The 10544-nt window shown below is 64.1% G+C and carries 8 protein-coding genes and 1 pseudogene; 4 read left to right on the top strand and 5 right to left on the bottom strand.

Features of this window, described 5'->3' with window-relative positions; genetic code table 11:
• Positions 1-308: pseudogene (locus ACP15S_RS20150) on the bottom strand (ABC transporter permease); the annotation flags it as partial.
• 59 nt (positions 309-367) lie between these two features.
• Here ACP15S_RS20150 and ACP15S_RS20145 point away from each other — a divergent pair.
• From ACP15S_RS20145 to ACP15S_RS20135, 3 genes are read left to right on the top strand one after another with little or no spacing between them, the layout of a single operon-like run.
• On the top strand, positions 368-1762 hold the full coding sequence (locus tag ACP15S_RS20145; protein WP_425041447.1) for a sugar transporter: 1395 nt from the start codon (positions 368-370) through the stop codon (positions 1760-1762).
• 19 nt (positions 1763-1781) lie between these two features.
• Positions 1782-2435, top strand: a complete 654-nt coding sequence (locus tag ACP15S_RS20140) for an ABC transporter ATP-binding protein (RefSeq protein ID WP_425041446.1) — start codon at positions 1782-1784, stop codon at positions 2433-2435.
• Between the two features lie 58 nt (positions 2436-2493).
• Positions 2494-3168 (top strand): class I SAM-dependent methyltransferase, encoded by a 675-nt coding sequence (locus ACP15S_RS20135; RefSeq protein ID WP_425041445.1) that lies wholly within the window; start codon positions 2494-2496, stop codon positions 3166-3168.
• Between the two features lie 19 nt (positions 3169-3187).
• Here ACP15S_RS20135 and ACP15S_RS20130 read toward each other — a convergent pair whose 3' ends face one another.
• Positions 3188-6184 (bottom strand): calcium-binding protein, encoded by a 2997-nt coding sequence (locus ACP15S_RS20130; RefSeq protein ID WP_425041444.1) that lies wholly within the window; start codon positions 6182-6184, stop codon positions 3188-3190.
• Between the two features lie 198 nt (positions 6185-6382).
• Between ACP15S_RS20130 and ACP15S_RS20125 the strand changes: the two genes are divergently transcribed.
• Entirely contained in the window at positions 6383-7162 is a 780-nt protein-coding gene (locus tag ACP15S_RS20125) for a glycosyltransferase family 2 protein (RefSeq protein WP_425041443.1), read from the top strand.
• A gap of 17 nt (positions 7163-7179) precedes the next feature.
• Here the strand turns inward: ACP15S_RS20125 and galE are convergent, their stop codons facing one another.
• From galE to ACP15S_RS20110, 3 genes are all read right to left on the bottom strand, one after another.
• Positions 7180-8199, bottom strand: coding sequence for a UDP-glucose 4-epimerase GalE (gene galE, locus ACP15S_RS20120; protein ID WP_425041442.1), 1020 nt, complete (start codon positions 8197-8199; stop codon positions 7180-7182).
• 112 nt (positions 8200-8311) lie between these two features.
• The gene (locus ACP15S_RS20115) at positions 8312-8887 is read right to left on the bottom strand and encodes a hypothetical protein (RefSeq protein WP_425041441.1); all 576 of its coding nucleotides are present in this window, start codon (positions 8885-8887) and stop codon (positions 8312-8314) included.
• 67 nt (positions 8888-8954) lie between these two features.
• Positions 8955-10394, bottom strand: coding sequence for a mannose-1-phosphate guanylyltransferase/mannose-6-phosphate isomerase (locus ACP15S_RS20110; RefSeq protein WP_425041440.1), 1440 nt, complete (start codon positions 10392-10394; stop codon positions 8955-8957).
• Positions 10395-10544: the final 150 nt, after the last annotated feature.

Here is a 10544-nt window from a genome sequence, read left to right as displayed (position 1 = left end):
GGGATGAGCACCATCTGCAACACCATGAAACCGGTGGCCTTGAAGAGGAAGAACGAGGTGCCCAGCGTGGGTGTCTTGGCCACAAGCGACCAGGCAAAGCCCAGGATGATGATCATGCCGATAGGCTCCAGAAGCGCCCAGACATAGCCCCCCGGCGTGCGCCCGTAGCGCGTCGACATCTCGCGCAGGATGAGCGCCGTGATCGCGCGCAGGCTTTCGATCAGGGGCCGGCGTTTGCGGGCCGCAAAAGGCGCATCAATGGCCGGGCTGGTGCGTGCGATGTCGGGGCCCTCCTTTGTGCTGGCCATCGGTCGGGGCGCTTTGTAAAGTCTATGTCATTGGTATTCGTGGCAAAAGCAGAAAAACTGTGACGCAGGACACTCCCAAAGGCAAGGCGCAGGACGATCCCTATGGGCTTGAGCAGCCCCATGTCATCGCCAAGCGGGAGGCCGCTCTGGCGCGCAAGAGTTTTGCCAGCGAGGCCGCGCGCGCGGCCTATATCGAGAAATGGAACACGCGCTTCATTCGCAAGAAGCAGAAAAGCCGCGCCCTGCGCCGGGCCGAGGCGGAAGCCGCCCGCGAAGAGCAGGCCCATCAGGAATTGCTCGAGGCGGTCTCCAAAGTGCCGCCCGTCGCCCCGCCCGCCAAATCCAGGCGCCGCCACCGGGGGTTGATCCTGGGGGCGCTTCTGGGCGTTGTCCTGCCGGTGCTGCTGGCGGGCTATTACCTGTTTGCCGTGGCGCAGGATCAATATGCCTCCACCACGGCCTTCACGGTGCGCTCTGACGAGACAAGTTCGGCCACTGAGCTTCTGGGCGGTCTCAGCCAGATTGTGGGCGGGGGCAGTGGGGCAGGGGGCAATGCCGACGTGCTTTTCGAGTTCATCCAGAGCCAGGAGATCGTGCAGCGCATCAATGCGCGCTTTGATCTCTTTGCCCATTACCGTGTGCCGGATGAGGCAGATCCGGTCTTTTCACTGGCCGAGGATGCGACGATCGAGGATTTGCTGCGGTTCTGGAAGCGCATGGTGCGCATCACCTATGACAAGAATTCGGGGCTTTTGATGGTGGAGGTGCGTGCGCGCGATCCCGCCTCGGCCCAGCAGATTGCCGGTCTTGTGGTGGCCGAGAGCGAAGCGATGATCAACACGCTGAACGAAGCGGCCCGGCGCGACAGTATGGCCAATGCCCAGATCGAGCTGGATCAGGCCCAGGAGCGTCTGATCACGGCGCGCGAACGGCTGACCTCGTTTCGCGCCCGGACCCAGATCCTCGATCCGCTGGCTGATATTCAGGGGCGCATGGGGGTGCTCAACAATCTCCAGCAGCAATTGGCCGAGGCGGTGGTCGATCTGGACCTTCTGACCCAGACCACGGAGGCCAGTGACCCGCGTGTGCGCCAGCTGGCGCGCCGGGTCGAGGTGATCGAGGAGCGCATCTCCGAGGAGCGGCTGAGCTTTGCCGCCCAGAATGTCACGGTCGACAATACCGATTACCCGGCCCTTCTGGCGCAATATGAGGGGCTGCAGGTGGAGCGCGAATTTGCCGAGCAAACCTACCGGGCCGCCCTCACCGCGATGGACGCCGCGCGGTCCAATGCCGAGCGCCAGAGCCTCTATCTCGCAACCTACATTCGCCCCACATTGGCCGAGCGCGCGGAATATCCCCGCCGCTTCCTGATCCTGGGGCTCACGCTGTTCTTCTCGCTCACCGCATGGGCCATTGGTGCGCTGGTCTATTACTCCCTGCGCGATCGCGGCTAGGGCGGGGCAGGAGCGGGCGATGATCCATTTCGAGAACCTCTCCAAAGGGTTCTGGGTGCGGGGGGAATATCGCCCAGTGATCAAGCCGCTCTCGCTCTCGTTGCCGCCGGGGCGGGCCTTTGGCCTATTGGGCCGCAATGGCGCGGGCAAATCGACCCTGTTGCAGATGATTGCAGGCACGATGCAGCCCTCATCAGGCCGGGTGCGGATCGAGGGGCGCATGTCCTGGCCCGTGGGCGGGACGAACTCCTTTCACCGCGATCTGACGGGGCTGCAGAACACCCGCTTTCTGGCGCGGGTCTACGGTGTGGACAGTGATGCGCTGGTGGCCTTTGTGGAGGATTTCGCCGAGATCGGGCGGCATTTCCATATGCCCATCCGATCCTATTCCTCGGGCATGCGCTCGCGGCTGGCCTTTGGCATTGCCATGGGCATCCCCTTCGACACCTATCTCATCGATGAGGTCACCGCAGTGGGCGATGCGCGTTTCAAGCGCAAGAGTCGCGCGGTCTTTCAGGCGCGCATGGTCATGGCAGGGGCCATCATGGTGAGCCACTCGATGAAGGAGATGCGCAATTTCTGCGACAGCGGTCTGGTGCTGCATGAGGGCGAGATCGAGTATTACGAGGATATCCGCACCGCCATTGCCCGCCATGAGGCGCTGATGCAGTGAGGGGCCGGTCGCTTGAAAGGGCCGCTCCGCTCCAGTAGGGCTTGCGCATCTGCATTGCATGAAAAGGCCTGATCCGATGCCTCCTGTCCGCGATACGCTCTTTGGTTTTGATCCTTACGAGAATTTCGATCCTGCCTGGGCAGAGCCCGATGTGCAGGGCTGGGGGCATGAACACGGGGTGTTCGAGGACAGCATCAAGGCGCTGCAGCCCAGATGCATCATCGAAGTGGGCACGTGGAAAGGCGCCTCGGCGCTGCGCATGGCGGAGATCTGCCGTGCGGAAGGGCTGGAGACGGAGATCGTCTGTGTCGATACATGGCTGGGCCCGCCCAGCATCTTCATCCACTCAGGCAAGGGCGATCACGCGGCGCAGTTCAACTCCATGCGCCTCGTGAACGGCTATCCGATGATCTATTACACCTTCATGCGCAATGTGGTGGATGCGGGGGCCCAGGACATGATCACGCCGCTGGCCCAGACCTCGGAGAATGCCGCCAAGATCCTGCGCTATCACAAGGTACAGGCGGATCTGATCTATATGGATGCCGCCGCCGACAAGGAGCCGGTGTTCCGCGATCTGATGTTCTACTGGCCGCTGGTGCGTCCGGGCGGGCATCTGGTGGGCGATGATTTCAAGCACAAACAGGTGCGCGCGGGCATGGAGAAATTCTGTGACAAGACCGGGCTTACCCCGGAGGTGCTGGGCGGCAAGTATCGCTTCGTGAAGACCTGAGTATCTTCTCCCAGAGACGTCACAGGATGAGATCATCTGCATCCAGTGAGGGGGCACCGCGCAGATCGACGGCAAAATCCGAGCTGCCGTCGCCATCGATATCAACGTACAGCCGCCCGATGGCCTCATTGTAGCGGACCTCCCGGCCCGCGCCGGTATAGCTCGTCACGAACTCGAGCCCTGAGGCCAGAGCGGAGAGGTCGATCTGATCAACCCCTGAGGTGAAATCCTCGATCCGGTCGCGCGTGCCCGCGCCCTGGCGGCTTTCGTTGACAAAATTGAAGACGAAGACATCGGCGCCAGAGCCGCCCCCCAGCACATCTGCGCCCGTGCCCCCGATCAGCCGGTCATTGCCCGAACCGCCAAAGAGGCGGTCATTGTCCGAGCCTCCCTCGATCGTGTCATTGCCGCCATTGCCTGCCAGCACATCGCGCGCTGCACCCCCAAAGAAGACATCCGCCCCGTCCGAGCCGCGCATCGTATCATTGCCCTCGCGGCCAAAGAGGCGATCATTGCCTGTCCCGCCCGAGGCCCAATCATCGCCGTCGCCGCCTTCAATCGTGTCATTGCCCTTGTTGCCGTACAGCGTGTCATCGCCCTTGTCGCCTGACACCCGGTCATGGCCTGACCCGCCCACCACAAGATCCGCGCCGTTGCCGCCCGAGAGCAGGTCCGCCTGATCGGCGCCAATGAGCTTGTCATCGCCGCGCCCGCCGGACATCTGGCTGGCCCCGGAGGTGGCGCGCATCAGATCATCGCCGTCATTGCCAAAGAGTGTGTCGCGGCCGCTGTCGGCGCGCAGGCTGTCGTCGCCTGCGCCGCCCACCAGCAGATCATCGCCGCGCCCGCCCTGGATCGTGTCGTCCTGATCGCCGCCAAAGATGCGGTCGTCATCATCGCCGCCCGAGAGAAAGCCGGGGCCCGATGTGGCGCGCAGCACGTCCTCGCCATCCTTGCCGTACAGCGTGTCAGAGCCCGCGCCGCCCGTCAGGCTGTCATCGCCATCACCGCCAAAGAGCAGGTCATTGCCGCCGCCGCCCTCCAGCGTGTCATCGCGCTCCGCGCCATAGAGCTTGTCATCGCCATTGCCGCCCGAGAGCAGGTTGCGCCCGCCCGAGCCGCGCAACAGATCGTCGCCGTCATTGCCGTAAAGGCTGTCATTTCCGCTGTCGCCCCGCAGGCTGTCATCGCCTGCGCCCGCCATCACGATGTCATTGCCCGTGCCGCCGCGCAGCGTGTCGTCATCGCTCCCGCCGCTCAGCGTGTCATTGCCGTTGCCGCCCGAGAGCAGATTGCGCCCGGCCTCGGCCTGCAAGTTGTCCGCGCCGTCATTGCCATAGAGCGTGTCATCGCCACTGCCCGCGCTGAGACGGTCGGCCCCGTCCTTGCCCACCAGCAGATCATCACCCGCGCCGCCCGAGAGTGTATCGAACCCGTCGGCCCCGTAGAGTTTGTCATTGCCCGCCCCGCCCGAGAGTGCCGCGCCAGTATCGGGCGCGCGCAGGGTCTCTCCTGCGAGAGGGGCAGTTGCCGGGGGCGGATCAGGCAGGGGGAGCCTGTCGGCCCAGTCAAAGCGCGGGCCGAAGAGATCGAGCAATGTGAGCGTCTGGCGATCTTCGGCCTGTATGCTGAGCTCATAGCCGCGATAGCTCAGGCGCGCGCCGGTGGATGTCTCGGTGACGTCCAGGGATTGCGGCGCGCGGAGCATGGGCCAGAAGGACAGATCGATCCGGTCCACGCCAGCTTCAAAATCGGTGATCCGGCCATTGGTGCTCTGGTCTGTGAGCACGAAAGTATCGCGCCCCGCGCCACCTTGCATGATGGTGCGGCCGGGCCCGGCTACGAGGATGTCATCGCCTGCGCCGCCGCGAATGGTATCCCCCTGAGCACCTGCAATCAGAATGTCATCGCCGCTGCCTGTGGCCTTGTTTCTGGTCTCGCCGCTTTCATTGCGCCAGCTCTCGCGAAGCGATCCAATATCCAGCTCCAAAAGGCTGATCCCCGCATCCCTTTGGGATGTGGCGGCAATCACAAGCTGGTCGTCCACAACCTGCGCGGTGACATCGGTGACATTGTGCAGGCTGGTGGCCTCGGTATCCGCCAGGCTCTCGCGGGTGATCAGGCGGCCATTGGGCAGGAGCGAGAACAGCGTGAGCCCGTGATCTCCCCCGCCTGAGAGCACGAAGGTTTGCCCGCCCTGCTGGAATACCTCGAGTGTCTGGGCTGCGGCGAAGCGGGTCTCGAGCGTGTCGATCACATGATCTGTCAGGGTGAGCTGGCCCGAGCCGCTCAGACGCAGGACCGAGAGCGAGGCGCTGCCCGCCGCGGCCATGAGCACGAATGTGGTGCCCTCGATCTCCACGCTGGCGAGAGCCGTGGGATTGGCCACGCCCAGACCCTCGGCCGCGCCAAAGCGGTCGCGCAAGGCGCCGGGGCCCGGGGAGGGGCCGTTGTCTTGCAGATCATAGACAAAGAGGGCCTGGCTGGCGCTGTCTGTGGCCAGAAGAAAACTGCGCTCCGCGACGGTGGCGCGGACAAATTGCGGGGCCGCCGAGAGCGCGATCCCCTCAGGCAGGGGCAGGCCTTCGATCTGGGCCTGCAAGGCAAGGCTGGCTGTGGCGTCATCGCCGGACATCCCTGCGGCTGCGTCTGCCACCAATGGGGCGGCCTCTGCGGCACTGAGCCTGTCTTGTGGTCCAAAACTGCCATCGGGGTTGAGCGCAAAACACCATAACCCTTCCGCATCGCCCCCCACGAGCGCCAGGGGGCCGTCCGGACCGGTGGTCAGGGCGAGGGTTTCAAGCGGGCTGTCGAGGAGGGCGCCGGAGAAATAGGCCTCATCGCGCAGCACCCAAGTGCCGTCTGGCCTGTGCTCATAGCTGATCAGCCCGCCGCCGCGCCCGGTCGTCGCCACGAGGAAACTGCCCTCGTCGGTGTCTATGAAGCGCGTCTGGCGGATACCGCTGTCGAGCATCTCAGCCCCACTCAGGAGCACGCCGGTTGATCGCAGGTCCATGTCCTTGCCCCAAAACCCATTGGGTCCCAAAATCCATTGGGCCCTAAAACCCGTCGGATGAATCATCGGCCAAGAGGCAGGCGCGCAGCGTTGCAGCATTGTGGCGAAAGGGGGGAGGGTCTTTCAGATTAGACTGAAATCCGATGCACCGCGCCCCTGCCTGTTGGCGCGCGGGTGATGCCCGGGGTAGGGAGGGCCATGGCCGATCCGCTGATCTCTGTTCTGATGCCGTTTCATGGCGCCTGTCCGACGCTCGCGGGCAGTGTGGCCTCCGTGCGGGCGCAGAGCCGGGGGGATTGGGAGCTGATCCTGATCAATGATGGCGCTGCGTTCGAGACGGTGGCGCGCGCCGAGGCGCTGGCCGCGCAGGAGCCGCGCATCCACCTTGTGCAGACAGGCGTTGGGCCGGGAGCTGGGCTGGGATCGGGGCTGGGCGCTGCGGGTGCGCGCAATGCCGGGCTGGCCGTCGCGCGGGGGCGCTACATTGCCTTTCTCGATGCCGATGATCGCTGGCACCCCGAGAAGCTCGCCCGGCAGATGACCTTTATGGCGGAGCGGAGCGCGGTGCTGAGCCATACGTCTTACGCGCGGGTCACGCCGCAGGGGGAGGTACTCTCGGAAGTGCGGGCGCGGCCCGAATTACGATATGCGGATATGCTGGGCCCCAATCCTCTGGGCTGTCTCACGGTGATCTATGACCGCGCGCATTTCGGAGATCAGCCCATGCCGGATCTGCCTTTGCAGCATGATTACGCGCTCTGGCTGCGGCTCATGCGGGGCGGGGCTGTGGCCCATGGGCTTGATGAGGTGCTGGCAGAATACCGTGTGGCGTCGGGCAGCCTGTCATCGAACAAGCTCAAGGCGGTCCGCGATATCCTGCGGGTCTGGCTGCGGGAAGAAGGCCTGGGGCTCGGAGTCACACTCGGGGCGTTGGGGCGCTACGTGCGCCATTCCCTGCGCCACAGGGTTGGCCGGTAAGCCCTCCTGCGCCGCCACTAGTTGTCTGTTGTATATCCCTGCGGATTGGCGCTCTGCCAACCCCATGCGCTGGCCATCATCTCGGCCAGACCATGGCGCGCACGCCAGCCCAGCAGTGTCTCGGCGCGTCGGACATCCGCCTGCATTGCGGCGATGTCCCCTTCGCGGCGCGGCGCGATCTCATGGGGGATCTCGAGGCCCGTGGCGGCTTCAAAGGCGCGGATCATCTCCAGCACGGAATAGCCCTGCCCTGTGCCGATGTTGATCACTTCTGCGCCCGGGGTTTTCTCCGCATGGGTGAGTGCGGCCACATGGGCGCGCGCGAGATCGACCACATGGATATAGTCGCGCACGCCGGTGCCATCGGGCGTGTCGTAATCATCGCCAAAGACCATGAGCTTGTCGCGCCGACCCACGGCCACTTGCGTGATGAAGGGCATCAGGTTGTTGGGCCAGCCCTGCGGGTCTTCCCCGATCCGGCCCGAGATATGGGCGCCCACGGGATTGAAATAGCGCAGGAGCAGGACCGCACTTTGGGGATGGGCGCTGTGCCAGTCGCGCAGGATGTCCTCGGCCATGAGCTTGGTCTTGGCATAGACCGAGAGCGGCCGCGTGGGGTGGGCCTCGTCATAGGGCAGGTAATCAGGCGCGCCGTAGACGGTGGCGGAGGAGGAAAAGACAATGCGCGCGCAATCTACCGCTTCCATGGCCGCCAGCAGCGTCAGGGTGCCTGCCACATTCACATCGTAGTAATCGCGCGGACGCTCTTCGCTTTCGCCCACGGCCTTGAGCCCTGCGAAATGGATCACGGCCTCGGGGCGGATGTCCTCAAAGATTTCGGTGAGGGTGCTGCGATCGCGGACATCACAGGTGGCATGGGGGATGGGGCGCTGGATCAGCTCGCCCACCCGCGCCAGCGCGCGGGGCGAGGCATTCTCGAAATTGTCCACGACAAAGGGCTCATGGCCTGCGGCCACCAGCTCCAGAAGCGTGTGGGTGCCGATATAGCCTGCTCCGCCTGTCACCAATACGCGCATGACTGCCCTTTTCCTTGTGGTCCTGTTCCTGACGGTCCGGGGATCTTTACGCGGTTATGGGGCAGGCGGGGTGGCCCGGCAAGGTCAGGTATGCCGGAGGGGGTGCGCGAGCTTACCAGACCGGAAGCGGCAGCAAGTCCGGCGCATGGCGGCGCAGATAGGCCTCACACGCGGCCCGGAGCCGGGAGATATCTTCCCTCTGTTCTACCTTGGCCCGCAATTCCGCGGCCCGCGTCCACAGCAGCCAGCCCAGTTGCCCGCCATCCTGGGGGATCTCGGGGTCGTAATCGGGATGGCAGATCACGTCATGCATCAGCACGGCTTCTTCCAGAACCTGGCCTATCTCTTCAAGCTCCAGCGTCTGGGTGACCTCCAGCCATGTGGTCAGTTCAGCGCGGCTCACCTGGCCCATCTCAAGCTGGTAGTAGAGGCCGTGATCGTCATCGGCAAAGAGCATTTCGAGGGGCACCACGCAATCGGCCATGGCGCGCTCCAGGGGCTGGGCTTTTATGCGCCCGGTTTCGGTCCATTCGACCGCCTCGGCAAAGCTGGTCTCGCGATCCCTGCCAAGGCGCCTGCGGCGGTGCGTTTGCCATGTCTTGATCCCTCTGGGGATGATCCACCGGGTGGTAAAAAGCGCCGCCCCGATAATGGCCAGAATTTCCAATACGTTGATCAATCGATCCATGCCAGCGTCCTGTCTTGCAAGGGCTCACGGGTTTGCAAGGGCTCATGGGCGGGTGGGGGCCAAGGGCCTAGCCCTTCGCGCCCTGACCCCGGGCATAGGCATCCTCGTAGCGGATGATGTCATCTTCGCCGAGATAGGCACCGGTCTGGACCTCGATGAGTTCCATGGGCACTTTGCCGGGGTTTTCCATCCGGTGTTTGGCGCCCAGCGGGATGAAGACCGATTGGTTCTCCGCCACCAGCTTGACCTCATCGTCGATGGTGACCTTTGCGGTGCCCGCGACCACGATCCAGTGCTCGGAGCGGTGCATATGGCTTTGCAGGCTGAGTGTGGCGCCGGGGGTGACCACGATGCGTTTGACCTGAAAACGGGGGCCGAGGATGAGGGTTTCGAAATAGCCCCAGGGCCTGTGATCCTTGGGCAGTTCATCGGCCTGCGGCACGCCTTCGACGCGCAGGCGTTTGACCACCTGTCCGACATCGGCCACGCGGGATCTGTCGGCCACAAGCACGGCATCGGGCATGGCAACGGCGACGATATCCTTGAGGCCCAGCCCCACCAGATGCAGGCCGTCTGCTTCGGAGCGCAGGAGGGTGTTTTCACAATCCTCAGCCGTGACGTCGCCTGCTGTGGCAACGCCGTTGCTGTCGGGGGTGTTGTGTTGGCGCACGGCCTCCCATGCGCCCAGGTCGGACCAATCCCCATCATGTACCGAGACGGCCAGATTGCCGGCTTTTTCCATGATGGCATAATCGATGGAGAGATCTTCACAGGCCGCCCAATGATCGGGCGCAAGCCGGAGGAACCCCAGATCGGGCTGGGCCTCGGCCACGGCACGGCGCACATGGGCCAGTGTCTCTGGCGCATGGGCCTCAAAGGCCGCGATCAGTGTTTTGGCCTGATAGAGAAACAGCCCGGCGTTCCACAGGTAATTCCCCGCAGCCAGCATTTCGGCAGCCCGGTCTGCATCAGGCTTTTCGACGAACCGCGAGAGCGGGTGGGTGCCTTGCGTGGTGCCGGCCTCGGCCAGCTCGAGATATCCATAGCCTGTCTCGGGGCGGTCGGGCGTGATGCCCAGCGTGACGATGGCACCGGTGGCTGCGGCCTCGGCGCCGCGCGCCAGCGTGTCATGGAAGCGGGCCACATCCGTGACGAGATGGTCCGAAGGGGCGGCCAGCATGATGGCAGCGGGATCACGCTCAGCCTGCACCAGAGCGGCGGCCAGAAGGGCGGGGGCGGTATTGCGCGCCGAAGGTTCAATGAGCACAGCGCCTGGATCAATGCCGATGTCGGAGAGCTGTTGCGTGACGATGAAGCGGAAATCGGAATGGGTCACGGCAATGGGAGCAGCAAACATCTCGCCCTGGCAGCGTTGCGCGGATTGCTGAAACAGCGAGCCCTCGCCGATCATCTCCACGAATTGCTTGGGATAGCTCCGCCGGGACAGGGGCCAAAGCCGTGTGCCGGAGCCGCCGCAGAGAATGATGGGGGTAATGAGAGGGAACATGGCAGTCTCCTGATGCTGAATTGCCGGGGCAAACCTAGATGGCGATTTTGGCATGATTACGGCGAAACCTCTGTTTTGACAGGACGTTTTCATGCGCGCCGGTGTGGCTGTGGTGTCGTCACAAGGCTCTGTTTATAAGTATAAAATATG

The sequence above is a fragment of the Primorskyibacter sp. S187A genome, assembly GCF_049800955.1.
Lineage (GTDB): Bacteria > Pseudomonadota > Alphaproteobacteria > Rhodobacterales > Rhodobacteraceae > JAKVBH01.
The sequence above is the reverse complement of the archived record's forward strand: the minus strand, read 5'-3'. Positions and strand labels throughout refer to the sequence as shown.